This is a genomic window from Methylobacterium nigriterrae, assembly GCF_037106235.1.
In the GTDB taxonomy this organism is placed as follows: domain Bacteria; phylum Pseudomonadota; class Alphaproteobacteria; order Rhizobiales; family Beijerinckiaceae; genus Methylobacterium; species Methylobacterium nigriterrae.
This window is the reverse complement of record NZ_JBAWTG010001011.1, coordinates 1-257: the sequence shown is the minus strand read 5'-3', so window position 1 is coordinate 257 and position 257 is coordinate 1. Positions and strand designations below refer to the sequence as shown.

Annotated in this window: 1 protein-coding gene; it reads right to left on the bottom strand. The window is 61.1% G+C overall.

Going from position 1 to position 257, the window contains the following annotated elements; genetic code table 11:
* On the bottom strand, positions 1-180 hold a 180-nt coding region (locus WDW90_RS40610; protein WP_348529666.1), incomplete at its 3' end, for a VOC family protein.
* Positions 181-257: the final 77 nt, after the last annotated feature.

Here is a 257-nt window from a genome sequence, read left to right as displayed (position 1 = left end):
CAGGATCGCCGATCTCGAATTCCACTGTTCGCGTGGCACGCCGAACGCGGCAAGGGCCGCATCCCACGAGTCGAACCCTTCAGGCGGTGGTTGCAACTGGTATCCGAGTGCCTCGGCCCAGAACTCCGCCAATCCTCCTGGGTCGGCGCAATCGAAAGTGATCTGCACGTCTTTTGTCATGCGGACACACTGGCACTCGCAACCGACATCTTCCTGCGGACTGATCTGGCGAATCAGCCGACGGCACGGTCTACGTC